Raw genomic sequence first — 26,077 nt, 5'->3', positions numbered from 1 at the left:
AGAGTAGATTGCGATCACAAATGTAACAAATGTTGCGATGGTCGTTAGCGCCCGAAAATCTCAGCGAATCGCTTATTTTTTGGCTGATTAGCTCATTATTCTGGCTTGGCGTGCGTTTGAATTTGGCCCTGAATCAGGGCATTGTTACGACCTTGTATTTGTTGTTTGCTGTCGAGCTGCTTGTGAAACAACGTCTGCTAATTACGGTCACTAGCTATCAAGGTGCGCGCCACTATTCGGTCCACAAGTTATTGTTATGGGCAAGCTTGTTGACGCTGTTAGTGGTGATTGGCGGTGTCTATCTTTATCAGCAACAAGTTCGCACGTTGGAGCAGCAATTACTCGTTTCGCAACGCGAAGTGGCCCAAGCGGAGTCGTCGATTGCCGCTTTACAGCAATCTGGACGAAACATGTTCAGTAGCTTCGACCAACAATACGACCAGTTACGTCATTACGAGTATCGATTAATCGAATTGGAAACGCTGGCCGGCACCGCTGCTGCTGGCGCAACGCCAATGCCTGATTCTATCGACGATCGCTTGCTAAGCGCTCAACATCAGCTATTGCTGCGCCAGCAAATGCTCAGCAAAATCCCCAACGGTCAGCCCATGCAATATCGCCGTATCAGCTCTCGATTCGGCACCCGTAATCATCCCATTTCAAAGAAACGTCACAGCCATGTTGGGATTGATTTGCGGGCAGACAAGGGCATACCTGTCTACGCCACCGCCGATGGTTATGTGCAACAGGCCAGAAGCAATTATGATCGTGGTTATGGCAATATGGTGAAGTTGTCACACCAGATGGGCTTTGATACCCGCTATGCTCATCTGGATTCTGTTGCGGTGAAGTATGGCCAGTTTGTTCGCAAAGGCGAGCTGGTCGGCTATTGTGGTAATTCCGGTGATAGCACCGCATCGCATTTACATTACGAGGTCCGGTTCCTCGGCAAAGCACTTGATCCTAAGCCATTCATGACATGGCAACTGGACAATTACGAAGACATTTTTGACACCGTAGGAACGTTACCATGGGACTCTTTTCAGGACGAACTCAGGCTCCAGCTGCAACCTCAGGTACTTCAATTATCGCACCGGGCACCATCGTCGATGGTACCTTTAAGCTCAGTTGCAACCTTCATATCGACGGAGAAGTAGCGGGCACCGTCGATTGCCAATCAACCGTGACCATCGGCCGTAAAGGCATGCTCAAAGGGCAATTAATGGCTAACAAGCTGGTGGTTAGCGGTGTCTTTGATGGACGTTGCAATGTTGATAGCCTTGAAATTACCAAAACCGGTAAGGTGATGGGCGAAATCAGAGCGACTGAATTGATTATTGCCAAAGGCGGTCGCTTTACCGGCCATTGCCGAGAAAAAGACGCCGCAGAACAAGTGGTCACTCAGGCTCAACAGGAGCCGGTGAAGCGCGTTGAAGGTGGTGCTAAATCCACTATTGAGCGGTGCTTGGATGGCAAACTGCCTGCGAGTAATCAGGCAGTGAGCACAGCGGAAAAAGAGCGATTAAAAACCGGCTAGCTGGCTAGCCGAGTTTGATATTGCTGGCGGCACAAACGATTGAGCAGGCGCGTGGAAATGCCTTCGCGCTCGGCTTTGTCCCACCATTCGACCAATTGGCTTAGGCGAGCTTGCTCTTGGCGATTCACTTCGCACTCCAACTCAATATGCTGAGCACTGCCAGCTTCCATTCGACGCACCGATGGGTGCTCTGAAATATATCTTAAACACGCAGTAAATAGCTGATTGCGTTTGATAAATCTCAGTAGTGGCAAATCTTCGATAGATATTTCAATTCTCATAAACTTACTTCGCCTGAAAATCACGGCGCTACTATGCGGGCGATATGTGACAGCCAGATGAAGATTAATCGATGAAATTGTTATGGCATGCCCTCAAACTCAGGAACTGTGATAACAAACCCAAAAGCGACCTTGTTATCACTGTTGTTTTGAGCTGAATCACTTCGTTGCCATATTCATGGCTTGGCGTGCTTGACCCGTCAAATTTGCCGCATGGTTGAGCACGTGGAAAATCACATTTTGCTCGTTGGTACCGGTCAACAAATGGGCGCCAGGGCCTTGCGCGTATATACCAACATCTTCACCACCATGGGTTTCTGAACTCAGTGGTACCAGCGCTTCTTGATGGAAACCGGGTTGTGTGGTGTCGATAGCCGAAATGTCCTGACGGCCACCAACAACCGGCTCTTGGTATCGAATACCACCATTAGTGCGGCCATGAACATGGCCAAAACCACGACCATTGTAATAACCGACAGTGGTGTATGGCAGGCCATCCATTGCCAGCTTCGGCCCTGTCATGGGCTCGCCATGATGATCGTTATGGACAACTTTGCCGAGAATCGGGTTACCGCGGGTGGGGTAGCCGCCCATGGTCATGACGTGGCTGTGATCGGCGGTGACAATGATCAGGGTCTCGCTCGGATCGGTTACTGCCACAGCATGGGCAACCGCTTCAGAAAATTCGATGGTATCGGTCAGAGCGTTAAAGGCGCTGCCGGCATGGTGGCCGTGATCGATACGGCCAGCTTCAACCATTAAAAAGTAGCCATTATTGTTGGTTTTCAGCAACTCCAGTGCTTTTGCTGTCATCTCGGTGAGTGATGGCTCACTGCTTTGAGTGGCAACGCGATCGGCTTCATAGCGCATATGGGAGTTGTGGAACAAACCTAACACTGGCCGTTGATCCTTGACGGAAAGCGCTTCTAGGCCGGTTTTATCCATGACATATTGGCCGCCTTGCTGCTGCCATTGTGCAATCAAGTTCTGATTATCGCGGCGTTTGCCTTGATTGGCTTGCTCAGCGAAACCGCTTAGCGATTGCGGATCGTCACCATAAAAGGCTTTTCGGCCGCCGCCAAAAACTACATCGATTGGCGAGATGTTGGGGTGGTTAATGCTTTGGTTAAAGCGTTGGGCCAAGGTCTGCGGAAATTGCAGCAATTGCTGGGCAATATCGACGCAGCCAAGTTTAGCTTCGTCGCCTTTGAAGTTGTGATCGGATTCCCATTCGCGCTCGGGAGATTTGGCGTAAGTGGCAGCGGGCGTTGCGTGTGTGACTCTGGCTGTAGTCACAATGCCTGTGCCTTTACCAGCTAATTTCGCCAATTCCAATGCGGTGACAAGCGGCTCACCGTTGGCCAGAAAGTCCTGACAATCACCGCGACGCACCGTTTCGCTAATACCAATGAAACCGGCTTTGGATTTGACGCCGGTAACAATGGCGGTCATGGTGCCTGCTGAGTCTGGCGTTTGCTGATTGGTGTTATAGGTTTTGATTAATCCTGAATAAGGGAATTTGTCCCAACTCAAGTCATATTCTTCGCCAGCTAACCCTTGTTGCTGACCTGCCAAAATGCGGCTGGCTGTAATGGTCGATATACCCATACCATCGCCAATAAATAAAATGACATTTTTCGCGGCACCTTTGCGATTGTTGATGTCACGCTGCAGTGCCTTGGCAACCGCTGCTTCACCATTGTCATACCAAGACGAAGCCTGGGTGGATAATTCGGCAGATTGTGATGGGGCGGATGTTGAATCAAGATCAACGGTGACTTGGCAGGCGCTTAAAGGCAACAAAGCACATGAGAATAACAGTCTACGCATAACAACTCGGGTCCATTCGGAATACAACAACCTAACCCACAACAATGCGGATCAGGGCAGGGATCAACAAGGGCGACTCTCTACGGCAGCCAGCGGCTTAGCTCTTCAACGATGGCTGGTAGCAGGCTTAACACCAACAATCCAGCCATGGTGTAGTTGAACCAGCGCCTGGCTTGGGCTCGGTTTAACCAACGTCGCAGCAATTGTCCGGCTAGTAGCCAACTGACAGTACAGGGCGTTCCGGCAATAAAATAAAGGGCTGCAATGGTCAGCACTTGCCAGTGCAAGGCTTGGTCGGCGTGCGTAAAGCTAGCTACCGCGCCTATCGCCATGATCCATGCCTTGGGATTCAGCCACTGAAACAGCGCGGCTTGGACAAAGCTAAATGGCGGCCGCTGTTTATCGGTTGCCACCACCGTGGTGGATGTCGCTATGAGGTAGCTTAAATAAAGAAGGTAGCTAATACCTAGATATTTAATGATATTTTGGAAAATCGGGTAAGCTGAAAAGACCCCAGCTAGACCTAGGCCAATGGCGATCACCATTAGTGGAAAGCCAATATCAATACCCAGTAGGTGAGGAATGCTCTTACGCCAGCCGTGATTTACCCCTGACGTCAAAATCATGATGTTATTGGGGCCGGGCGTAATTGCGGTCGATACAACAAACAACAATATTGGCCATACATCCACTGGCAAAACTGACTCCTTGGCTAACGCACTACGTGGCGTGCGCCGCTGTGATTAACGATTATTAGTGGTGGTTATCGGTGGTGATTGTGACGTGAAACCGGCCAATCACCAAACCTAATTCGTGATGACCACTCAGCCAATCTTCTGGCCGTTGCTACCGGCTGATAGCTCGGCCCTATTGATTCAATATGAATCTTCTTTTGAAATTGCAAATGATAACTATTATCATTAATTCAGTTCTTATGGAGAGCACCGATGAAAACCACGATGAAGACAGTCACCTTTGCCATTACTCATTTTACAGTTGCCTTTACCATTGCCTATTTGTTGACCGGTAGTTGGGTCATTGGCGGCACGATTGCTTTGATTGAGCCGGCGGTGAACACGGTGGCATACATGATCCATGAAAAGATATGGGAGCGGGTCGAGCTGCCTTTTTTTAAATCATCCAGCGCTGTTGCTTAATGCTGCTCGGCAGTGGCTGGGGCAGATCACGTAATTCAAAAATTAGTTGGGATTTTAATTAATGTAATCTTTATACTGTTAACAATATTGTGGTGCGTGCAATGTTGCAGCAGGGACCATAGGGCCGCGCTGTAGCAAGATCAGCACAAAATCAACATGGAGCACAAGCAGTGAAAGATTATCAATTATTTATCAATGGCCAATGGCAGAACTCGGTAACCGGAGCGACTGTGGACGTGCTCAGTCCGTCGACCGGCAAAGTCGTTGCGACGATTCAAGACGGTAATGAGGCTGATGCTGAGGCGGCTCTGAAGGCCGCAGAGCAGGCCCAGCAGCAGTGGAAGAAAATGCCTGCACGGCAGCGTGCTGAGCTGCTGCGTGAGTTCTGTGTTGAAATCAAAAACAATCGTGAAAAGCTGGCGCAATTGCTGACCAGCGAACAAGGCAAGTTGCTCAAAGTGGCGCGCTTGGAAGTGGATGTCTGCTGCTCTTTTATTGAATATGCGTGTGACTGGGCTCGGCAAATGGACGGCGATATCGTCCAGTCTGACAACGCTAACGAACATATCTGGATCCACAAAATTCCGCGTGGTGTGGTGGTTGGCATTACCGCTTGGAATTTCCCGCTTGCGCTAGCAGGTCGCAAAATTGGACCGGCGCTGGTAGCCGGTAACACCATTGTGCTTAAACCTACTTCGGAAACCCCTTTGGCAACGTTAGAGCTGGCCGATATTGCCAACAAAGTGGGGATCCCTGCTGGGGTGCTCAATATTGTTACTGGGCCGGGCCGCACCATGGGCGATGCGCTTTGCCGTCATCCAATTACCAAAATGGTGTCAATGACCGGCAGTACACCGGCAGGCCAGGCTATTATCAAAGCCACGGCCGATAACATGGCCCATTGTCAGCTTGAATTGGGCGGTAAAGCACCATTTATCGTGCTCGAAGATGCTGATTTAGAACAAGCGGCCAATGCGGCATTGCACTCTCGGTTTGATAACTGTGGTCAGGTTTGTACCTGTAATGAGCGGATGTATGTGCAAGAGTCGGTTTACGACGAATTCATGAAGATCTTTATGCCAAAAGTGAAGGCGCTGAAAGTTGGCGATCCGATGGATGAGTCAATCGACATGGGGCCAAAGGTCAATGCCAAAGAGTTAGCCCACATGAAGGAGTTGGTGGCGGTTAGCGTTAAAGAAGGGGCGACCGTCGCTTACGGTGGTAAAGAGGCCGTCGTTGAAGGTTTTGAGGGCGGAAACTGGTTTGAGCCGACCATTCTCACTGATGTCACTCAGGACATGACCATTGTTCATGAAGAGTCATTTGGCCCGATTCTGCCGGTCATTAAGTTCTCCACCATTGAACAAGCAATTGAATATGCGAACGACGCAGAATACGGCTTAGCCGCCATGGTTTGCACCAAGGGCATGAAAAACATCATGCGCCTGACCGATGAGCTGGAGTGTGGCGAAATTTATATTAACCGTGGTCATGGTGAGCAGCATCAAGGCTTCCACAATGGTTATAAGCTTAGCGGTACTGGTGGCGAAGACGGCAAGTATGGTTTCGAGCAGTACCTCGAGAAGAAAACCTTCTACGTCAACTACGACTAATTAATTTGTACTCGACGCAAAAGCCGCGCTCTATAGCCTTTAGAGCGCGGCTTTTTAGTTTCAGGAGCTAGCTATTGATAGGGCCAATATTCAGCTGGTATTGTCGGTTGATTGCAAATACGCCACGGCAACACAACAAAGCAATACAAAAAGGACGCTATGAATATCGCATTCGATGAGCTCAGTGCCAATCAGATCTACCATCTGATGACTCAGACTATTATCCCTCGACCAGTGGCTTGGGTGCTGACTCAATCCAAGCAGCAGATTTTGAATCTTGCGCCATTTTCTTATTTCACGCCATTGTCCAGCTCGCCGCCGCTGATGATGATTTCCGTTGGCAAGAAGCCCAATGGCGACAAAAAAGATACCGTAGTCAACGCCATGGAGAGCAACAAACTAGTGGTTCATATTGCATCAGTCGGATCGAGCGAAGCGATGACCGCAACGGCAGCCACGCTTGAGCATGACCAATCTGAAATCGACGCCAATAACCTTGAGCTATCGACCTTTGAAGGCTTTGACTTACCGCGCCTGAGCGAAGCCAAAGTCGCATTTGGTTGTGAGTTGGTGGATACCATTGAAATCGGTGACACACCGCAAACGCTACTGATCATGCAAGTGAAATTGGTTCATATTGATAACGAACTGATTGATATCACCGACGGCAAAGCCAAAGTTTATGCCGACCAACTCGACCCAATCAGTCGCTTGGGGCTTGGTGAATATGCCGGTTTAACGGCTCCATTTACCGTCAGCCGGCCTAAATAATTACGGCATTACGGCTAAAGATCAACAGGCTCTAATTTGCCTTTTGAGCCAGTATCCGGATGATTAGGCGCCTGATTGATTAACCCATCAAAATGCCAAAAGCGAAACAATGCCAATGACCACTCCCCAACAATTACTTGAGCAACTTGCTCAGCAAGCCGACAATATTGTGTTTGCTGATGTCATGGCTGTGATCGACAGCCATTATGACTTTACTGCCAGCGCCTTCGATAATGGTGCGATCCACAACGCCGCCGGCGAAAACAGCGGCTCTTGCAAAGTGTTTGCATTCGGCCAACTGCATCAGCTTAATGAGCTGCAAACGCTCGCTCTGTTTGGCGAGCACTATCGAGCAGTGAAAGGTAACCCTGACGGTGATGATCACCAAAACATCCGCAATTTTATCAGCCATGGTTGGGCTGGCATCAAGCTCAACCAGTCACCATTAGCGCCCCGCTAACTGTCATCACTTAATGCTGTTGGCGATTGCTAGCAGCATCATCACCTTGCTCTCTTCTGTCTTGCCGCTTGCTGCCGCTAGTCAATGTCATGGTTAACTCGGCGGTTAATCGATCAAGATCTCAAATATAAATTGTTAACAGTAAAAAGATTAACTTTGTCTTTTTCTTGTTTGGATTATGTGTAATCTTGCTTTTCACTATGTGTAAAGGAGTGCTCCATGAGTGCCAATATCTCGCCATCTGACATTCACTCGGTGCTGTTAACTGAGTCGAACACCATCTACAACCGGTTGCTGTCAGACATTACCAATGGTGTGCTGAGTAGTGGCGATCGGCTGATCACCACGCAATTGGCGGAGCGCTATAACAGCAGCATCAACCCAGTGCGAGAGGCCCTAAAGCAGCTTGAAGGTGAAGGATTCGTCACGTTTCAAAAGAACAGCGGCGCGCGAGTCACTCATTTCGAATACGCCACCATGCGCGATGTATTTGAGCTGTTGCAGTTACTCGAACCTTATTTCCTGCAGTGGTTCGTGGACCATTACACCGATGCTCAGATCAATCGATTGCGAGATATCGCCAACTGGATGAGACAACTGGACACCTCAGATTTTGCCGGTTTTCGCGAGCTGGACACTGCATTCCATTGGCAAATGTATCGCAACCACTACAACAAAACGGCAGTGCAATTGTGGCGCCAGAAAAAGCTGGTATTGCAAGCCATGCACGCCAACTTGGCCATCAGCAAACGGCGTTTTCTTGATGCCATTGATGAACACGGCGAGATGCTTGATTTGATCGCATCAGATCAAGCGGGTGCGGCAATTGAAGCTTTGCGCCAACACATTCGTTGCAGTGGCGATTATTGGCAAAAAGTGCTGGCGAAATAAGCAATGGTTTTGGATAGGGACGACAACAACCGATGAAAATTACTGATATTAAGCCGTACGCCTTTTGGTTGGGCTACCGCAATGTTTGCTTGGTCAAAGTTGAAACCGACTGTGGCATTTATGGTTGGGGCGAATCTGGACTTTCCGGTCGCGAACTAGCCGTGGTTGGAGCGATCGATCATTTCAAGCAATTCCTGATTGGTAAATCGGCGCTGAATATCGGTGCGCTATGGCAGGAGATGTATCGCGGTCAGTATTTTGAAGGCGGGCGGGTATTAGCCGCCGCCATCTCGGCCATTGATATTGCCTTGCATGATGCTTGTGGCAAGCATTTTGGAGTGCCGGTTTATCAGTTACTCGGCGGTAAACAGCGCCATCATATTCCGGTGTTTGCAACCTCCATCTTACCTTATGGCCAAGCCATGGTTGACGAGCTGGTGGCCATGAAGGAGCAGGGCTGGCAAGTGCTACGTACTACCACGGGCATTCACGGCAGCGGCGAGTGCTCAACGGAATTTGAACCCCGCCAGTCGATTGCCGAAGCCGCTTATTGGCTAACCAAAGCGCGCGAAGCGCTTGGCCCAGAGATCGTCTTAGGCGTGGATTATCATCACCGCTTATCGGTTGCTGAGACTATTTCGTTTTGCCAGCGCATGCCCTCCGGTACGCTGGATTTCCTTGAAGAGCCCATTCGCGACGAATCACCGGTCAGTTACCAATCCTTGCGACAGCGAATTAATGTGCCGTTGGCTATTGGCGAAGAGTTCGCTAGCAAGTGGGATTTTTCACCCTACGTTGAATCGGCTTTGACCGATTTTGGCCGAGTGGACGTGTGCAACGCCGGTGGCCTCACCGAAGCGATGAAAATCGCCGCGCTTTGCGAAACCCGTTATATCGACATGATGCCCCACAACCCACTGAGCCCTATTTGCAGTGCGGCATCGATTCACTACTGTGCTGCGATTCCAAATTTAGCGTGGCTCGAATGGCCGCCCTATGACGGCGATATGTCCGATTACGACCGCGTGTTTAGCGAGCGCCCCAAGCTAACCGAGCAGCATGTGCTGGAAGTGTCCGATCGGCCAGGGTTGGGCATTGACGTCAATGAAGCCGAGTTGCAGGGGCAGCGTTTTAAATATTGGGAAGCGCCGCGGATGCATAAGCCCGATGGCTCATACACCAACAGCTAAGGACGAGTTGATGACAACAAAAGCAAATTCCGCTGCGGATTCGAAAAAAGGCAAGTTTGGCGTGCTGGTGCTGATTTTTGTCAGCGTGGTGATTAATTACATGGATCGCACCAACATCTCAGTGGCGGCTAATGCCATCTCGGCTGATTTAGAACTATCAAAAGTGCAGATGGGGATTATTTTTTCGGCCTTTGCGTGGACCTATTCCATCATGCAAATTCCCGGCGGCATGCTCGTGGATTTGGTGCGAGTGCGGATCTTGTATCCGGTGATTTTAGTGGCTTGGTCGGTCGCGACCTTGATTCAAGGTATGGTTAGCTCGCTCGCCGCAATAGTTGGCTGCCGAATGGCAATTGGTGTGTTTGAGGCACCGTCCTATCCGGCCAATAACAAGATTGTCACCCACTGGTTTGCCGAACATGAGCGCGCAGGTGCTATTGCCATTTATACCTCAGGCCAATTCATTGGCTTGGCATTTTTACTACCGGTATTGGCAATAATTCAAGAATGGTTTGGCTGGCGCGGACTGTTTATTGTGTCGGGACTCATCGGCATCGGTTGGGCTGGTATTTGGTACTGGCTGTATCGTGATCCGACAGAAAATGAGCCGCGCAACACCGCGACCGAATCCACTACACAGCAAGCAGTCGTTGCTGAGCCACAGGCGCAAGTGAGTTTGGCCAATCTCAAGTTTGCCTTTAGTCAACGCAAACTGTGGGGCATTTACATTGGCCAGTTCTGCTTAGGCGGCACTTTGATTTTCTTTTTAACCTGGTTTCCCACTTACCTGGCTGAATATCGTGGCCTTGGCGATTTGAACTCTGGATTGCTCGCTGCCATTCCATTTTTAGCGGCTTTTTGTGGTGTGTTGCTCTCAGGATTTGTCTCTGATGCCTTGGTTCGAAAAGGCTTCTCCAACGAATTTGCTCGCAAAACGCCGATTATCCTCGGGTTGCTGCTATCTAGCTCCGTCATCGGCGCCAACTACGTCGACAGCACGGCCATGGTGACGTTCTTTTTATCGCTCACTTTCTTTGGCAATGGCTTGGCTTCGATTAACTGGGTGTTTGTCTCGCTTATCGCACCACGCCATATGGTTGGCTTAGTTGGCGGCTGCTTTAACTTCATTGGTGGCTTATCGGCAGTGACGGTGCCGCTGGCCATTGGCTATCTGGCCCAAGATGGCGATTTTCGGCCTGCGTTGGCAATGATTTGTGGCTTGGCGCTGGTTGGACTGTTTTCTTATCTGTTTTTGGTCGGCAAGGTCGAGCAACTGCAACATCATCCACAAGGAGAGTCGGCATGAACACCACGCTGCATGGCAAGCGTTTAGCCACCATCATGAACGAAAAATTGGTGGCCATTATTCGGGTCTCTGATCCGAGCGACATCAAGGGAATTGTCGACTGCTTAGTGACCGCTGGTATTCGAGCCATCGAAGTGACCAGTAACACGCCTGGTTATGCCGCCGAGTTACCCAAACTCAAGGAACAGTTTCCGCAAGCTATGTTTGGCGCTGGCACCATTACGAATTGTCAGGTTGCCGCTGAAGCTTTAGCCGCCGGCGCTGAATTTTTGGTGACGCCGAACACATCAAAAGCGGTGGTTGAGTTTGCGCATCGCCAGCAAGTGCCGGTAATGATGGGGGCCTTGACGCCGACAGACGTGGTTACGGCGGTAGAGGCGGGCGCGGATGTCATTAAGTTATTCCCCGCGGAGCCTGCTGGCATTGAGTACTTTCAGGCTTTGGCTCAAGGGCCATTTTTAGATGTGCCGTTTTTTCCGGTTGGCGGCATTGGTGAGCATAACATTGCTGATTGGATGTCGGCGGGCGCCACTGGCGTCGGTGTTGGTGGCAGCTTGTTTCAACCGGTTCACAATGACGAGCAACGACAGCAGCTGATCGCCCGCTGCAAAGCCTTACTTAACGGTCTTTGTTAAAGGCCTTGATAGCAACTAAACGGTCCCCCTAAGGGTGGTGGCTTGGTGAAATGTGCATGCACCGGCCACTGCCCTTATTTCTCAGCAGTCGAAGCTTCAGTAAAAGGGCAATCGCCACAGAGTTCAACCACCCGATTGCGGCCAGCCTTTTTCGCCTCATAAAGCGCCGAATCGGCACATTTGATCAGCTCCGGCAGAGATAATTCAGCCAGTTTCTTACCCGCGCAAACTCGCTGATTAGAGCCCGCGGCACCAATGCTCACGGTAAAGTTAACGGCACCGGACGGCGTGTTGCAGCGTAACTCTGCCAACGACAAACGAATGCGCTCAGCAAAGTTGCGGCCCTCTGCTTGGCTGGTGTTGTTGAGCAGCATAATGAACTCTTCGCCGCCCCAGCGGGCAATTAAATCGGTTTTGCGAGTGGAGTTTGCCAGACAACTGGCTGTCATTTGAATGACTTCATCGCCCACCGTATGGCCGTATTGATCATTGATCCGTTTGAAGTGATCAATATCGATGAGCAGCACGGCGATATCTTGATTGTTGTCTACTGCGGCTTTGAATAGAGCTTCTGCGGGTTGCTGAAAGCCTCGCCGATTATTAACGTTGGTCAGCGGATCGGTATGCGCAAACTTTTCTGCCACGGCAAGATCTTGTTGTACCAAATTGAATCGTTTCGCCAGCACAATCGCCAGCATGATGGCTTCGAACACCATGCCGACTTCAATCGCCTGAAAGGTATAAGCGTTGTAGGGCACAATTCCGGCAACGGCCATGGTTGAAATGCCAATGCAAACGGCTGCAGTCACCGAAGCAACAATGAATAAATTAGCTGAATCGACCTGCGCTTGCCGCGCTCGTATCCCCATGATAATGAACAAGGTGGCAAAGCCAGAGTTCAACATAAAACCTAGCAACAGCGAGAACACCAATTGGTTGGCAAGTGCGCCGAGCAAAATGCCCAGAGGAAAAGCAATCGTGGTCCAAACGACAACGCGATCTAACACCGGCGCGTAGTTTTTGGTTTTCAGCAAGGCGCGGGCAAAGTGCAGGCCGGCGACGCTGTAGGTGATCATCAAAAAGCAATCGAGCCAATCCTGAAAGTGCACGCCAAGATCGACAGTAATGATTTCGTGGAGTTGCCCCGTATAGGAAAAGCTGTTGAGCACAAATCCGGCCAAATACAGGCTATAAAGGCCGAACTCTTTCTCGCGAGTAATGAGGTACAACAGCGAATTGTAGAGCGATAAAGCGAGCAACATACCGTAGAGCAAGCCAAAGCGATAAGCGCTGGCAATATCCAATTGCTGTGCTTGTTCAACGGTGCTTAGCTCCAGCGGAATTGCCATAGGACCAAGCGATTCGACCCGCAGATAAACGTCGGTTAACCCTGGCTCGAATTGGTATTTAAAGGCAAAGTTCTCATGGGCCATTGGCCGCTGTTCAAACGGCAGGTAGTCACCACCGTTGATATGCGCAATGAGGGTATTGTCGGCAACAATATAGGCATCAATGATATCAAGCCATGGCGTCTTGACCGCCAAACGCATTTCTCTGGCTGTTGCTTGTGGGTTATTAACTTGAAAGTGAAGCCAAACTGGCTCGGTCCCTATTCCAAGCGCGATCGATTCACTGTGGCCATAAGGCAAATCAGACTGAGCGAATTGAGATGCTGCTTGTTGCCATGACAGTTGGTCGCCTTGCTCCTGAAAATAGCGACTGTGTTGACCCAGCATCTGCGATTTAAAATCGGCCAGGTCGACAACTCGCTCTTTGGGCTCGGTGCCGCAACCAGCAATGAGCATGGCGATAAACAGCAATGACACAATCGACAATCTCAGGCCCATGTTGTTGTTTGCTCCGACGTAGCGCAAATAGGTAATTAAAAGACGATTGATTGTATTTCACAGTTTGTTTGCAAGCCAACATTGATAGCAGATCGACGCTTAAAACCGTGGCAAAGTTGTGCCACAGTCGACTCGGTGGGTGAATGAAGCCATTGTTATTACAGGAGTAAGGTAAGGATGTTCGAGATGAAAATACCAAGGATTATGTTGTTGGCGAGCCACGGTTTGGTGGCTTTTGCGGGCTTTGCCGCTGGAATCTATGCTTTGCCGATTTTGACCGCGCCTGCAGCTCCAAGTCATGCGCAGATCCAACAGCTGTCGCAGCAGGCTACTTATAGCGCTCAGTTCACTCGTAATTTGCAAGATAGTGATTTTTTGCACTGGGGCGAAGGGCAAGTCGCAATCGGGCCGGATTGGATCAGCTTTGCAGGCAAGTTAGCGCCGGGGCCTGATTACAAACTGTATCTAGCGCCAGAATTCGTTGAAACTGAAGCTGCGTTTGAACAACAGAAGCACCGTATGGTGATGGTCGGCGACGTAACAACGTTCGATAATTTTGCTGTTCAGATCCCTGATGACATTGACGTATCGCAGTACTCTACGGTGATTGTTTGGTGTGAATCCTTTGGCGAATTTATTACCGCCGGTCAATATAACTAGGCCACAACAATCTCAAGCAGGAGTGCAACCATGAGCAGCCAATTTGCCGAGCTAGCAACCACAGAGTACGCCAATGTTCTCGATGGCCGACAGTTTTTGGAGCCATCGATTCGGCCTTTATGGTCTAACATGCCCCGAATTGCAGGCCCCGCTTACACAGTGCAGCTGGCGCCTGGCGATCACCTGATGCTCCATGCCGCTATTTATCAAGCGCCCGAAGGCTCAATTATTGTCGTTGATGGGGTTGACTGCGCCCGAGCAGTTGCCGGTGGCAACGTTTGCGCTATCGCCCAGCAACGCGGCATCCACGGGTTTATCGTAGATGGGGTGATCCGAGATTTAGTGGAAATCACTGACATGGCATTTCCGGTTTACGCCAAAGGCGTGTTTCCAGTACCGGGTAAGAAGCAACAGTTCTTTGAATTGGCCCAACCGATTACATGCGGCGGCGTGCAGATAGCAACAGGCGACATCATGGTGGCTGATTGCGAGGGCATCGCCGCCATCCCAAAAGATATTGCGACCGAAACACTGCAGAAAGCAAGAGCCAAATACCAACAAGAAAGCGCTATGACGTTGGCACAATGGCAGGCTCAGCATGAGATGAAAGTGCAACAAGCGCTGGAGGTAGCGAAGAGAGGTGGTTGAGCATTGATGGCGTCCCCACCAGGACTCGAACCTGGATCGATCGCTTAGGAGGCGACTGTTCTATCCAGTTGAACTATGGGGACTTGCGCGAATGCGTTGGATAGGCGGCAGGATTATACAGCGACGAAATTGAAAATGCAGCTTTGGTGGCCATTGTTATCAATGTATAACTTGCTGTAGTTGCTCTGGTTATTGCTTGGTTAATTGCAACGTTTTAGCACCGGTGTAGTGGACATCCCTTTGTTATCTCCCTAAGCTTGCGACAGCTTTTTCTCTGGCACAGCGATGATCCCTGTGCATTCACTGATATGAGTGATTCTATGATGAACCGACCGTTTTATTGGGCGATTGCCGCTGTTGTCGCCGTGGCAACTCTGGTGTTTTTTGTTGCTGTTTCTCTTGAGCCTGCGGCGCAGAAAATGTTGATGCGTGAACATGGCCCGATCGAAGCCTTATCGGCGTTTGGCTATTTGCTGTGTGTGGCGGTTATGGCAAAAGCTGGCGGCAGCGATTATGTGAAAAAATATTGGTACTTTTCTGTGGTTTTGGTGTCGTTTGCGGCGCGGGAAATGGACTTTGATAAAGCCTTTACTAATGTTGGCGTGCTCAAGAGTAAGTTCTTTTTTAGCCCCGACGTCAGCATTATGGGTAAGCTGGTTAGCGCGGTCATTTTAGGCTTTATTTTGTTTGCCCTGATTACAATTGTCCGCCGTCACAGTAAAGCCTTTATCGCAAAGGTATTTAGTTTCCGCTGGGATCCGGTGATTTGGAGCATTGGCTTTGCCGGCACGTTTTTGGTGGTATCCAAGTCGCTCGACGGGCTGGGCCGGAAGTTGCGCGGCTGGGGCATTGCTGATATTTCGCCAGAAGTAGACAAGGTTGCCAGCCTAGTGGAAGAGTCAATGGAATTGGCGGTGCCTTACTTGTTTATCATCGCCGTGCTCGCCTATTTGCGCAGTCAGCGCACAGCATAATGGCACTGGCACTGGCACTGGCGCTGGAATCACCATTCGGGCTTCAGCGCGTTGAACATCACCACGTCATTAATACTGACGTTAGCCAAATCAGAGGAGCGCTTTGCTGTTAAATAAGCTTGGCGCGCCTCAACCGCACTTACTACCAGTTCAATGGGCGATGCATCAAAGCTGGTTTTCACTTTGCCAAACGGATCCATAAAGGTTGTCATGCGGGTTAGTTTGGCTGTTTGACCACGGACAATGCCATCTTGCGAACCCATATTGACGATCACGCCGCCATCTTGACGGTTAATGATATTGGCAATGCTTGGTGAGCATGACAGAGCTGTTTCGATGTCGTTCTGAGCATCGCTCAACAGTTGCCCCCATGCCTTGCCGTAATCACTTTGCCAAAAATCTGCTGAGAACGGATCGACTACTTGTTCCGGCGGAAAGTCCCATAACACCTGATCGCGGTAGCGAAAACGTTTGACCAGTTCGCCGGTCATTCCGTCTAATAAATCGAGCTCTAGCGACAACGAGCGAGGCTTGGGCTCGTAGGTCCAAAACTTCAGATTAAGCGATTGCTCCTGACTCACGCTAATATCGCGAATTTGGCCAACCAGCACAAATTGGCTATTGGAGCGACGGGCCAGCGTCCTTGCTAACTCATCGACTTCGGGAATGGTGGTTAATTGTGATGGATCGTAGGCCAGCACTTCATCGAGCCATAAATGACTTTTGACCTGCGTGCTGGTTTCTTGAAATGAACTGTGCATGACTTTGCTCAGCGCGCCGCCGATATCATAGATCCCGCCATGCGCGGCCTGTTGGCGATGAGCAAGAGGGAAGCGGGCAATGGTCAGGGTGTGACTGAGGCCACTGTTCGCACACTGTGCTTCAGCGAAGATCTCCGCTCGGATACGCACGGTTAGGGTATCGCCGACAGTGGTCTGAGAAAGTACTTCTAAGCCAACCAACTCGCCGTTACTTTGATAAGAAATGGAATCTTGGGTCAGCGTGCCATTTTCAACTTGTTGAATGCTGGAAACTGAGGCGCCGGCAAACAATATGGCGGACTTTACCGCTTCTTTCACTGCATGCTCTTTAGCGCGCTCGATGTTGTTGGCAATGATTGGCGCAGAGCCCTCGGCTTCATACCATTGCGCCGCGGCAGGATAGCTCAGCAGCAAGCCCAGAGCGAAGCAAACCTTGCCCAGCATACTGGTAACGGCAGCGATTTGTTGGGCTAGTCGGTGGATGCTCATGGGGTTACTCATTGCGTCGCTCATTCATGTTTAGCTTAGGTTTGAATCTCAGCGCCAAGGCGTCAAAATGACCCGCCTTGGCTTGTCTCCATTATCTGATGAAAGAGCTAAGCAAAATTAGTGCCGACTGCTTTCTGACGGAAACTTGTCACTCTTGGCGGCACGGATTTTGCTGAACTAACCACGAAGAACCATCACAGTGGCAAGTTTCTGCCTGTGGCATGAGGATTGAAGGGTGAATAAACGTTTATTAATAGCATCATTGGCGGTTTGGGGACTGGCGAGTTGCGCAAGTCAGCCGCTGCCTGAGCCCGAGCCCATCATTACCTATAGCGACCAAGAGCCAACTCAGTTGGTTGGAGCGATTGATGACATGGCCCGGCAACTGCTTGCCACCCGAAAGTTCGTCACTCTTGAGACGCCTATCGCAGTGACGTCATTCGTTGAATTAAAAAGTCTGCAAAAAACCAGTGAACTGGGCAACCAAATGGCCGAGAGTTTTATTCATCATCTTCAGGCCAATGGTTATCGAGTAATTGAGTACAAAGCGCCGGGTTACATCAAGGTGACCGATGAAGGCGATTTTGCCCTGAGTCGCGATTATGAGGAACTTACCGGAAGTTTTGAAATTGACTACATCCTTACCGGAACCTACAGCGCGGTGCCGCAAGGCATGATGGTGAACGTCCGAATGTTTGCTGCGGAAACGAAAATTGTGGTGGCAACGGCGCAAGGCTTTGTCCCGAATCAAGCCTTGTCCAAAGAGCCGATTAAAAAGACCGACCATCAGGCGCTGCGGATGGAGCATGGTTCGTTAGTGCGATCAGAGCCTGACGCGCCGCCATCAAATAACAACAGTGCAGAGAATGACGACGGAGGTTGGTTATGAAGCTGTGGTTAATGTTGTTCGCTACGCTGGCGATGACGGCTTGTTCATCCTTTGATACCGCGTATGAGAAAGAGGTCGAATACGAATACGTTGAGCCCGATGTTTATCCGGTGCTCAGCGCTGTGGGTTATGCGCCGATCAGCGTTCAGCAGGGCGCAGATTACAATGCCAAATCACTTCGGGCGATGAAAGCATCCAAGTTGGAGGCCTATCGCGAGCTGGCAGAGCAAGTCTATGGTCAGCGCCTGCAAGGTAAAGCGACGGTGGCCGATATGGTGGTGGTTGACGATGGCATCAAGTCGAAGGTTGATGGCTTGATTCGCGGAGCCCGAGTGGTTCGCAGCTATCCGGTTGGCGACAACTACGCCACCGAAATGGAATTGGATATGGAGCGGGTTTATCAGATCACTCGTTCCGTCAATAAGCCCCGCCGTATTAAAGACGTTCATTATTACTAGTGGCTATGATTTTGGCCCACTCACAAAGCAACAGAGCTGCCAATCGGCAGCTCTTTTTTTGCTTGCGAGTTGCTTGGCTTTAGCCAGCAGGTAAGGTCAGCAACGGCGCTTGTTGTGATTTAGGGGAAGCTTGAATGTTGTAGAGATACATCATCAAGCCGAAATATCGCTTACTGGTGATGTCATCATCGCGAATATAAAACCAGTGTTCACGATAAGAAATGGCAAGATACGCATCGCTGGGGTAGTCCACCGAGCTATGAATGGTCATCGGTAAATTCTGCGGGTCAATATGGGTATTCACCACCGCATGCTGGTGGGCCGAAGGGATCACAATACCTCTGGACATGACAGACATAATTGGCAGCAAACCGCGAGTCTTCACGGTGATTTCTTGATCAGAGCGGGAAGTTTGCTTCGAGGTGATCAAGAAGCTGTTGCGATTGGGATCAAGCGATAACTGGTTTTTTAGCTCAGCAATTGCAGCAGCATGCTCTTCATCGGGGTTTGGTTCGAATATCAGCTGCATTTGCTTACTTGCGCCAATATTACGCACTTCAAAAGCGCCCTCATTACCCAAATCAATGATCAACTGCAGGACATGCTGAAAGCGTTGGTAATCTTCTAAATCCGACTGATATTGCTCGCCTTGTGCTGCTGATCGATGATTTTTGGAAATGCCAAACGACATGTTTTCAACGTCGTTTAGTTGTTGCAAACCGGCACTCATCAATACGTCCACTGGCCAGCCGCCTTGGGCGATGGCAAAGACAAAATCAACCGGAATTGGCCGCATCATGCGCATGGCAAATTCATGGCCGCTGAGCGGCAGGAAGGTGATGGTGGGGCGCTCTGAGTACTGGCCGCCGACACCGGCATTGACCGAGCTGCCGGTAAAGCCATTGTCACTCAAATAACCTGCCGAAGCGTTGCCACCGTAGCTATATTGCGTGAGTACTGAACTGACATCCAAAAATACCGGAATATCCATGTAGCGGATACGCACGACATTCGACAGCATTTGTTCTTTGGTGGCATCAGAAATCGCGCTGATGTAACTGATATTATCGCTTTGCAGGCGGCTGGCGCCGATTTGACTGCATCCAGATAGCAGCATCACGGCCCCTGCTAACAGCGACGTTAACCGAGTGAGTTGGACCATCCTGGCTCCGTTGTTGTTCTAAGTTGTTGAACGATGATTTTGCCGTCACCTGACGATGAATGCCACAGTGACGGCTGAAATGATGATAGAAATGTTAATCGGATGTTGTAGCAAGAGGGCACAACGACTGCCGCTCGATCAGCTTTGGTTGCAAAATGTGGCCGACTGATTCACTGCGCTGACCGGCCATGGCTAACGCCATATGACCAGCTCGCTCGCCCATTTCTTCCACGGGGAAGAATACGCTACTGAGTGACGGGTTGAGGTAGCGAGCAAAGGTGACATCATCAAAACCGACCATGCAAGTGCCGTGCAGCAAGCCGTTTTGATTAAGAATGTCGCGCGCGCCGATGGCGATTAGATCATTGCCGCAAAACATCGCTGTGAACTCACGCTTCAGGTTCAACAGCTTTTGACACATGCGGCGGCCGCCATCTTCGTTGTAGTCGTCATCGAACACTAACTCCTGCCGGAATGGCACGCCAAACTCGGCCAGTGCACGCTGATAACCTTCGAGTCGCTCGACGCTGTCATGGTGAGTAAAGTGACCTGCGAGAAAAGCAATGCGGGTATGCCCCAGCTCCAACATGCGCTTGGTGGCTAGGTAACCACCTTGCTCATTGTCAAGGTAGATGCAGTTGTCCTCAAAGCCTGGGATGTGGCGGTTGAGCAACACAATGGGGGTGCCATTGCGATGTAGTTCGACGATTTCTTCTTCGGGAAAACCAAATACCGTCAAGATCAGGGCATCAACTGGCCGGTTGGTCATGAACTCAATGGCTTCGCGTTCGCGGTCCGCTTGGCCATGGCCGTTGGTCACCACAAGCTGAAAACCAGCATCGCGGATAACCCGCTCAGCGCTTTTCATGATGGGACCGAAGAAAGGGCCTGATAAGTCGCTCACCACCATACCAATGGTACGTGAACGATTCGTTGCTAATGCTTGCGCCAGAGCGCTCGGTTTGTAGCCAAGATCGCTCATGGCCTGTTTTACTTTGTCGCGTGCTACCTGAGAAACACGCTCGTTGCCGTTGAGTACTCGCGATACAGTGGCTTTTGAAACACCCGCGAGCTTGGCAACGTCCTTGATGGTCGCCATATAGTTATATTCCGTATATATAGCACCGGACCCACTTGTGTGCAGTGTGCCTGGATGCGCCTTATTATTTTTTTATTTTGCACCGTCATTATTCAGTACATAGTGCCACTGAGCAACACGGTGAGCTTCAAGTCATGAAGCGGCTCAATAATCATACCTATTGATAACAATTCGATAACATATAACTGCTATCTGGAGCCTGATTCATGTCACTGAATTGGCCCCTTGTCCATTTTATTTTAGTCCGTTGAACCAAGCGGATAACCGGTCATTTCTAAATAGCCAACGCCTGCATGGCTACCGCTAATATCGACAGGGCCTTCCCAGTAAGGGTAGTCCAGATCCATCCATTGATTGGCTTGTTTGGCTGTCGCTTCGAGCGTTAGTTCCTTGCCATAACGGATCAGCCAGCGTTGCGGAATTTGTCGCTGCGCCACTGTGGCGTATTCCAATGCGCTTAACTCGAAATCTCGGGTCAGTACTTTGCGGTTGCCTGCACTATCAAACCAGCTCAACCATTTGACGGTGTCAGCTGAATTTAGTTGCTGCCCTCTGAGTTGATAGATCATGACCTTGTCACCATCGTCAAGGTGGAGCGCCAGCCAGTCCCAACCCTGTTGCGATGGCAATAGAAATTGGCTCGACCATTCTCGGTCGAGCCAAGCCGAGCCGCTCACCGCGATCGATTGACCGTCGATATTGAGTTTGCCACTGACCTCAAGGTAAGGGTGGCTGTAATAATAGGATCCTGAGCCTTGGGTGTTTTTCACACTAAAGCCCTGCTGGCCCTGCAGCACTAACGGTTTATCACTATCGAGAACTAGGTCAAAACTGAATTGGTCGTCTGCCGCTGTCATGGCTAGCGGCAGCCAAGATTGCTTGTTGGTGCTGCGTAATTGCCAATGGTCTAACCAAGCGTGAAATGGTGGGTTTTGAACGCCTGCTTGACCGGTCCCCGCGCGGGCATATTTTTGCATCGCATGATGGCCGCCGGGCCACGATAGCGCCGCGTGAGCCATATAGACTTGCCGCTGGTCACCTAGGGATTTGGGGCCATCAAGGCCGGAACGAAACAAGGTCCACTGCACGCCGTACCAGTTTCCTAGCTGATCTTCGAGATTGGCGGTGACATACCACCACTCCATGCGAAAGTCGGGATGGGCGCCGTGGTCTTCCGGAAAGCGCAATAGCCGGTTTGCATTGGCCTGTTGGTAATCGCCAAACTGACCAGCAAGCAACTGCTGGTAATTATCATCACTCGGCTCGGTCGGTGGTGAGTCACTGGTTGGTGGTTGGCAGGCGCTAATTGATAATGCCAGCGCAGCGGCCATCAGCGATTTTTGGCGCATCATTCGTCCACCTCCTTCAGCAAGCTGGCAATACTGACTCGGTGCAGACGCCAGCTTGGCCACAATGTCGCGACGACCACGCAGGCCAAAGCGAGAACGGCCAACACGGGGTAGTGCTGCCAAACTAGCTCGGTGCTGAAGCTCCAGCCAAATGCTAGCGGCGTCACCAAACTCGCCAACACCCAAGCGAGCAAGGTGCCGAATGGCCAGACAATAATCATGCTGAGCAAGGCCAATAGCGACCATTGCGATAAGATCATCAACAGCCGCTGGCTTTGGCTAACGCCCATGGCGGCGAGCTGAGCTTGTTGTTGTACTCGATGATGATGGATTGCGCTGGTCGCACAAAAAATGCCGATTCCGGCAACCAGCAAGGTCAAACCATTGAGTGCCTCGGTCACGGTAAAGGTTTGATCAAACACTGCCATTGCCATCTTTTTGATCTGTTGTTGATCGATGATTTGCTCGGGCCGAATCAGACCGCTGTCAGACAGCGCCGTCATGACCTGAGGCCAATCAACCTCCGCGCCTTCTGCGGCCAGCAGTGCCGTGCTTTGGGCGATGTGCTGTGGCCAGCATTGGCGCAGCAGTTTTTCATCTAACAACCACTGGCTACGAGGGTTGCCATAGTCATGATAAACCCCAAGCACTGGCACATTCGGCAGGCCATCACAAAGCCAGACTTGCTGGTCAAGTTCGCCACCGTCGAGCCGCTGGTGGCGCTCTGAAATGTAAATGCCCTGACCTTGAGCGAATTGTTGCGGCGCGTCTGCGACTTGCTCGATCAACTCGATACTGTTTCTGAATGCGGCCATCGGCGGCAGTGAAGCAATCTCAATGTGCGCAAGCTGACCATGGCGCAAGGTATGGCGCTCAGCAATCGCCACCTGTGGCGCATGCTGACTGAGCCAATCTCCGAGCTGGCGTTGGCCATCGGCAACCGATAAATAAATCGGCGCGGCCAGCCGTTGCTCTAACCAGTCAAGGGTTGCCGCCCGGAAACTGCCAATCATGGTATTCAAACCCGAATTGGCCACCAGAGCGAGTGTCATCGCCATCAAGGAAATGGCCGCAGGTCCAAGCAACCAGCGGCTATCGGCAATCAGCCACTGTAGTAATGGGCGATTAGCGGGCACCAATCGCTGCACTATCGACAAACTTGCTCTTAGGGCCGCGGGTAGCGCGAGGGCGCCACCAAGCAGCACTAATGCTAAACAAGCAAGGCCATGCCATAAGCTATTGGCCCAAAGGCTCAAGGCGACAGCGACGAGTAAACAAGCCAAGGCAACTAACAGTAGTTGCCGGTCGCGATTGCGCGCTTGGTGCTGAGCTATTTGTTGGCGATAGCGATTGAGCAGGGGCTGCTGGACTATTTGCCGCATCGGCACAATCGCGGCCAAGAGCGCCGCCAAACTAGTCATTAGCAGCGGCATCAGAGGCAGGTCGGCAATGACTTTGTTCGGATAACTGATATAGACACCGTAGAGTTGCGCCAGCGTTTGGCCTAAGCCGGGTAATAGCAAGGTGGCAAGCCATGCGCCGAGCCAGTAGCCAACTGCGCTGCCAACCAATACAAACAGCAATAATTCAATGCTAAGGGCTTGATAAAGTTGGCGCTGGCTGGTGCCGCTGAGACGCAAGCGGCGCAGTAATGGCTGCCGGTCGGTGTAGCTAAATTGGATGGCGTTAAACGCCAGGAATAGCCCAACAACAAAGCTCAGCAATCCCATGGCTGCCAAATTCAGATGCAGACTCTCTGCCAGCGCCGCTTGTGACAGAGGCTCTGCCGCAGGGCGAAATCGCAAGTCAGGCGGCAATTGCTGTTGTAACTGCGCTAATCGTTGCTCGGACATTGGCAATACCCAGATCGCTGAAAGCATTCCCTGACGGTTACTTATCGCTTGTAACGCTTGCAAATCCATCAGCGCCTGATGACCCACTCCTGAATTGTCAGGCGCGGGGATTACGGGTGGTAATGACGATGTGGTGTTGGTCAGAGCAATCGTCTGATCGGCACTGAGCGCGAGCTGCGTCATTCTTGCTGGCGCCATCATCAACCGGTATGGCGGTAGCAAAAAGTCCTCAAGGGTAAGATCCGCTGGTGCGATTGGCTTAACTTGTGAGTTGCCGTTTGCCGATGCTTGTGGCGTTGCTGGTAGCGATAGCCAGTCGATTCCCATTACGGCAATAATGCCGTGATGCTGGCTTTGAAAGTTGTGGTGGAGCACCGGCAGCAACTGATCGAAGCCTTGCCGGCGCAGGGCGACATAGCTGGCCATTGAAAATTGCCGCTGGCCTTGAGCGGCGACCAAATAGCCAATTGGGTTTTGCTCGAATAATTGCGTGCCTTTGGCATAACTTGCCTGCGCTTGAGCATTGATTAATTGCGTTGCGACCAGCAACACAGTAGCGATGACGATGCCGGTGAATAAGAACAGTGCCTGCAGCGGGTGGCGGCGATAATGGCCAGCCAGCGCATGGCTGACAGTCATCACTGCAGGCATTGTGGCGCTGGGCTTTGTCATGCCGGTGACGCCTCAGTCAGTTGGCCTTGGTGCAACTCCAACACGGTATCGGCATAACCGGCCATTGCCGCGCTATGAGTCACCATGAGCAAACTGCTATTGGCTTGTTTGATCAAATGGCTCAGTAGCGCCATGACTGAGTGACTTAAACTATCGTTGAGATTGCCGGTGGGCTCATCGGCAAAAACGATACAGGGTTTGTGAGCGATGGCCCGAGCAATGGCAACTCGCTGTTGCTGGCCGCCAGATAATTGCTCTGGCAAGCGGTGTTGCAGATCATCAATGGCCAGCTCGGTCATTAGATGCTTCAGCCATTGGTTATCGATAGGCTGCTGGCTAAGGCGACTTTGGAATAAGATATTGTCTCCCACGGTTAAACCCGGCAGCAGGTTAAATTGCTGAAAGACAAAACCGATTTTATCCCGACGTAATGCCGATAACTGGTTGTCTGATAGCTGATAAAGGGGCTGGCCAGCAAGTCGCACCTGACCTTGGTTGGGGTGCTCAAGACCAGCGGCGATCTGCAACAGCGTGCTTTTGCCGCTACCGCTATTGCCCATGAGCGCCAAACTCTGGCCTTGTTGTAAGGTCAGTGAAACATCATGCAGCACCCGCTGCGCTGGATCGGCTGCAGCCGTTGGCTCAAACCAGTGACTAATTGTTTCTAACTCGAGCACTTGAACTCCTTGATTGCCGTAACCGCGACTTTTTCTATGCTTGTTCTAATCTAAGGCATGACCCTGAAAAATACAGGTTTTCATTGCGGTCATGGTCACAATTCACTAGCGCTGGTGGACTGGGGTTGCAATTCCGCGCGACTGCCATGACAATCGCCGCGGGCCGCTTGAACAGCCTATGATTAATCTGCCTACTACCTGACGTTACGAGTGGAGCTTCATGTTGGATTTATCCGATTTACGCCGAGAATATACCCAAGGTGGATTGCGCCGAGAGCAATTACCGGCCAGCCCATTTGATTTGTTTGAAAAGTGGTTGCAGCAAGCAGTTGACGCCAAACTATCTGATCCGACCGCGATGAGTGTGGCGACAGTGGACAGCAATGGCCAGCCGTATCAACGCATTGTCTTGCTCAAGCAGTCCGAACCATCGGGTTTTGTGTTTTTTACCAACTTAGGTAGCCGCAAAGCCCAGCACATCAAAGAAAACTCGCAAGTCAGCGCCTTGTTTCCATGGCACCCGTTGGAGCGGCAGGTTCACATCACCGGTCAGGCTGAACCCTTATCCCACGGTGAAGTGTTGCGCTACTTTGTGTCGAGACCGAAAGAGTCGCAAATTGCTGCTTGGGCTTCCAAACAAAGCTCGCGGCTCAGCGCTCGCCAGATGCTTGAAGCCAAGTACATGGAACTGAAAAAGAAATTTTCTGATGGCGAAGTGCCGCTGCCGACATTTTGGGGCGGCTTTCGGATCGTGCCGTCGAGCATTGAATTTTGGCAAGGCGGTGAGCATCGCTTACACGACCGGTTTTTATATCAACGCCAAAGCCAAGGCGACTGGTCGATTGAGCGCTTAGCGCCCTAGTCGAGA

The 26,077-nt window shown here is 50.9% G+C and carries 26 protein-coding genes and 1 tRNA gene; 16 read left to right on the top strand and 11 right to left on the bottom strand.

Annotated elements, in window-relative coordinates; all coding sequences use genetic code 11:
- Positions 1-29: 29 nt before the first annotated feature.
- Together IC617_RS19105 and IC617_RS18875 are read left to right on the top strand one after the other, a co-directional pair.
- Positions 30-1,157: a M23 family metallopeptidase gene (locus tag IC617_RS19105; RefSeq protein WP_191145563.1), complete on the top strand. Its 1,128-nt coding sequence runs from the start codon at positions 30-32 to the stop codon at positions 1,155-1,157.
- A complete protein-coding gene (locus tag IC617_RS18875; protein ID WP_369410407.1) occupies positions 1,085-1,537 on the top strand; it encodes a bactofilin family protein in 453 nt (150 codons plus the stop codon). The genes IC617_RS19105 and IC617_RS18875 overlap by 73 nt, the downstream gene beginning before the upstream one ends.
- Here the strand turns inward: IC617_RS18875 and IC617_RS13745 are convergent.
- From IC617_RS13745 to IC617_RS13735, 3 genes are all read right to left on the bottom strand, one after another.
- The gene (locus IC617_RS13745; RefSeq protein WP_191145562.1) at positions 1,534-1,818 is read right to left on the bottom strand and encodes a hypothetical protein; all 285 of its coding nucleotides are present in this window, start codon (positions 1,816-1,818) and stop codon (positions 1,534-1,536) included. The genes IC617_RS18875 and IC617_RS13745 overlap by 4 nt on opposite strands.
- A 159-nt stretch (positions 1,819-1,977) precedes the next feature.
- Entirely contained in the window at positions 1,978-3,648 is a 1,671-nt protein-coding gene (locus IC617_RS13740) for an alkaline phosphatase (RefSeq protein ID WP_191145561.1), read from the bottom strand.
- 80 nt (positions 3,649-3,728) lie between these two features.
- A complete protein-coding gene (locus tag IC617_RS13735; protein ID WP_191145560.1) occupies positions 3,729-4,340 on the bottom strand; it encodes a LysE family translocator in 612 nt (203 codons plus the stop codon).
- Between the two features lie 267 nt (positions 4,341-4,607).
- On the opposite strand from IC617_RS13735, the gene IC617_RS13730 reads away from it, so the two are divergent.
- From IC617_RS13730 to IC617_RS13695, 8 genes are all read left to right on the top strand, one after another.
- On the top strand, positions 4,608-4,805 hold the full coding sequence (locus IC617_RS13730) for a DUF2061 domain-containing protein (RefSeq protein WP_191145583.1): 198 nt from the start codon (positions 4,608-4,610) through the stop codon (positions 4,803-4,805).
- A gap of 170 nt (positions 4,806-4,975) precedes the next feature.
- On the top strand, positions 4,976-6,418 hold the full coding sequence (gene aldA, locus IC617_RS13725) for an aldehyde dehydrogenase (RefSeq protein WP_191145559.1): 1,443 nt from the start codon (positions 4,976-4,978) through the stop codon (positions 6,416-6,418).
- Between the two features lie 159 nt (positions 6,419-6,577).
- Positions 6,578-7,189, top strand: coding sequence for a flavin reductase family protein (locus IC617_RS13720; protein ID WP_191145558.1), 612 nt, complete (start codon positions 6,578-6,580; stop codon positions 7,187-7,189).
- Positions 7,190-7,304: 115 nt separating this feature from the next.
- Positions 7,305-7,649: a HopJ type III effector protein gene (locus IC617_RS13715; RefSeq protein WP_224746008.1), complete on the top strand. Its 345-nt coding sequence runs from the start codon at positions 7,305-7,307 to the stop codon at positions 7,647-7,649.
- Between the two features lie 219 nt (positions 7,650-7,868).
- Entirely contained in the window at positions 7,869-8,540 is a 672-nt protein-coding gene (locus IC617_RS13710; protein ID WP_191145556.1) for a GntR family transcriptional regulator, read from the top strand.
- 32 nt (positions 8,541-8,572) lie between these two features.
- The gene (locus IC617_RS13705; RefSeq protein WP_191145555.1) at positions 8,573-9,730 is read left to right on the top strand and encodes a mandelate racemase/muconate lactonizing enzyme family protein; all 1,158 of its coding nucleotides are present in this window, start codon (positions 8,573-8,575) and stop codon (positions 9,728-9,730) included.
- 10 nt (positions 9,731-9,740) lie between these two features.
- Positions 9,741-11,036 carry an MFS transporter gene (locus IC617_RS13700; protein WP_191145554.1) on the top strand — a complete coding sequence of 432 codons (1,296 nt, stop codon included), beginning with the start codon at positions 9,741-9,743 and terminating at the stop codon, positions 11,034-11,036.
- The gene (locus tag IC617_RS13695; RefSeq protein WP_191145553.1) at positions 11,033-11,671 is read left to right on the top strand and encodes a bifunctional 4-hydroxy-2-oxoglutarate aldolase/2-dehydro-3-deoxy-phosphogluconate aldolase; all 639 of its coding nucleotides are present in this window, start codon (positions 11,033-11,035) and stop codon (positions 11,669-11,671) included. Before IC617_RS13700 ends, IC617_RS13695 begins: the two co-directional genes overlap by 4 nt.
- Positions 11,672-11,745: 74 nt before the next feature.
- Here the strand turns inward: IC617_RS13695 and IC617_RS13690 are convergent, their stop codons facing one another.
- The gene (locus IC617_RS13690) at positions 11,746-13,518 is read right to left on the bottom strand and encodes a diguanylate cyclase (RefSeq protein ID WP_191145552.1); all 1,773 of its coding nucleotides are present in this window, start codon (positions 13,516-13,518) and stop codon (positions 11,746-11,748) included.
- 186 nt (positions 13,519-13,704) lie between these two features.
- On the opposite strand from IC617_RS13690, the gene IC617_RS13685 reads away from it, so the two are divergent.
- Both IC617_RS13685 and IC617_RS13680 read left to right on the top strand, forming a co-directional pair.
- A complete protein-coding gene (locus tag IC617_RS13685; RefSeq protein WP_191145551.1) occupies positions 13,705-14,178 on the top strand; it encodes a DM13 domain-containing protein in 474 nt (157 codons plus the stop codon).
- 30 nt (positions 14,179-14,208) lie between these two features.
- Positions 14,209-14,826 carry an RraA family protein gene (locus IC617_RS13680; RefSeq protein ID WP_191145550.1) on the top strand — a complete coding sequence of 206 codons (618 nt, stop codon included), beginning with the start codon at positions 14,209-14,211 and terminating at the stop codon, positions 14,824-14,826.
- Positions 14,827-14,833: 7 nt separating this feature from the next.
- On the opposite strand, the gene IC617_RS13675 is transcribed toward IC617_RS13680, so the two are convergent.
- Positions 14,834-14,909, bottom strand: a tRNA-Arg gene (locus IC617_RS13675).
- A 237-nt stretch (positions 14,910-15,146) separates the two neighbouring features.
- Here IC617_RS13675 and IC617_RS13670 point away from each other — a divergent pair.
- A complete protein-coding gene (locus tag IC617_RS13670; protein WP_191145549.1) occupies positions 15,147-15,800 on the top strand; it encodes a hypothetical protein in 654 nt (217 codons plus the stop codon).
- A 29-nt stretch (positions 15,801-15,829) separates the two neighbouring features.
- Here the strand turns inward: IC617_RS13670 and IC617_RS13665 are convergent, their stop codons facing one another.
- Positions 15,830-17,062 carry a flagellar assembly protein T N-terminal domain-containing protein gene (locus tag IC617_RS13665; protein ID WP_191145548.1) on the bottom strand — a complete coding sequence of 411 codons (1,233 nt, stop codon included), beginning with the start codon at positions 17,060-17,062 and terminating at the stop codon, positions 15,830-15,832.
- 223 nt (positions 17,063-17,285) lie between these two features.
- On the opposite strand from IC617_RS13665, the gene IC617_RS13660 reads away from it, so the two are divergent.
- Together IC617_RS13660 and IC617_RS13655 are read left to right on the top strand one after the other, a co-directional pair.
- Positions 17,286-17,939 carry a FlgO family outer membrane protein gene (locus tag IC617_RS13660; RefSeq protein ID WP_191145547.1) on the top strand — a complete coding sequence of 218 codons (654 nt, stop codon included), beginning with the start codon at positions 17,286-17,288 and terminating at the stop codon, positions 17,937-17,939.
- Positions 17,936-18,397: an LPP20 family lipoprotein gene (locus tag IC617_RS13655; RefSeq protein WP_191145546.1), complete on the top strand. Its 462-nt coding sequence runs from the start codon at positions 17,936-17,938 to the stop codon at positions 18,395-18,397. The genes IC617_RS13660 and IC617_RS13655 overlap by 4 nt, the downstream gene beginning before the upstream one ends.
- A gap of 79 nt (positions 18,398-18,476) precedes the next feature.
- Here the strand turns inward: IC617_RS13655 and IC617_RS13650 are convergent, their stop codons facing one another.
- From IC617_RS13650 to IC617_RS13630, 5 genes are all read right to left on the bottom strand, one after another.
- Positions 18,477-19,559 carry a hypothetical protein gene (locus tag IC617_RS13650; protein ID WP_191145545.1) on the bottom strand — a complete coding sequence of 361 codons (1,083 nt, stop codon included), beginning with the start codon at positions 19,557-19,559 and terminating at the stop codon, positions 18,477-18,479.
- A gap of 94 nt (positions 19,560-19,653) precedes the next feature.
- Positions 19,654-20,658: a LacI family DNA-binding transcriptional regulator gene (locus IC617_RS13645; RefSeq protein WP_191145544.1), complete on the bottom strand. Its 1,005-nt coding sequence runs from the start codon at positions 20,656-20,658 to the stop codon at positions 19,654-19,656.
- A gap of 239 nt (positions 20,659-20,897) precedes the next feature.
- The gene (locus IC617_RS13640) at positions 20,898-22,010 is read right to left on the bottom strand and encodes a lipocalin-like domain-containing protein (protein ID WP_191145543.1); all 1,113 of its coding nucleotides are present in this window, start codon (positions 22,008-22,010) and stop codon (positions 20,898-20,900) included.
- Positions 22,007-24,532, bottom strand: coding sequence for an ABC transporter permease (locus IC617_RS13635; RefSeq protein WP_191145542.1), 2,526 nt, complete (start codon positions 24,530-24,532; stop codon positions 22,007-22,009). The genes IC617_RS13640 and IC617_RS13635 overlap by 4 nt, the downstream gene beginning before the upstream one ends.
- A complete protein-coding gene (locus IC617_RS13630; RefSeq protein ID WP_191145541.1) occupies positions 24,529-25,209 on the bottom strand; it encodes an ABC transporter ATP-binding protein in 681 nt (226 codons plus the stop codon). Before IC617_RS13630 ends, IC617_RS13635 begins: the two co-directional genes overlap by 4 nt.
- Positions 25,210-25,429: 220 nt before the next feature.
- Here IC617_RS13630 and pdxH point away from each other — a divergent pair, with 220 nt between their 5' ends.
- Positions 25,430-26,071 carry a pyridoxamine 5'-phosphate oxidase gene (gene pdxH, locus IC617_RS13625; protein WP_191145540.1) on the top strand — a complete coding sequence of 214 codons (642 nt, stop codon included), beginning with the start codon at positions 25,430-25,432 and terminating at the stop codon, positions 26,069-26,071.
- Positions 26,072-26,077: the final 6 nt, after the last annotated feature.

The organism is Neiella litorisoli (genome assembly GCF_014773395.1).
Lineage (GTDB): Bacteria > Pseudomonadota > Gammaproteobacteria > Enterobacterales > Neiellaceae > Neiella > Neiella litorisoli.
This window is presented reverse-complemented; position numbering and strand designations above follow the sequence as displayed.